Origin of the sequence: Achromobacter sp. SIMBA_011, assembly GCF_046535435.1 — a bacterium.
Taxonomy (GTDB): Bacteria; Pseudomonadota; Gammaproteobacteria; order Burkholderiales; family Burkholderiaceae_B; genus Achromobacter; species Achromobacter dolens.
On sequence record NZ_JAWRWN010000635.1, the window covers coordinates 1 to 264 of the forward strand.

Consider the following 264-nt stretch of genomic DNA (forward strand, 5'->3'; position numbering starts at 1 on the left):
CTGCCATCCGCATTCGGAGACCTGCCATGACCATCCCGCCCCGGTTGACCGCCCTTTTCGGCCGCAGCCTGCTCGTCGCTGCCTGCGCGCTCGCGTGCGGCACGTCGCTCGCCGCGGAGCCGCTGTCCGGCACGCTCGAGAAGATCCGGCAGGCCGGCCTGATCTCGATCGGCCACCGCGAAACGTCGGTGCCGTTCTCCTACGTCGACGCGAGCGGCAAGGTGATCGGCTTCTCGCAGGACCTGTGCGATCGCGTGATCGCCG

1 pseudogene is annotated in these 264 nt (G+C 69.7%); it reads left to right on the forward strand.

Annotated elements, in window-relative coordinates:
• Positions 1–26: 26 nt before the first annotated feature.
• A pseudogene (locus SB816_RS32500) lies at positions 27–264 on the forward strand (amino acid ABC transporter substrate-binding protein); the annotation flags it as partial.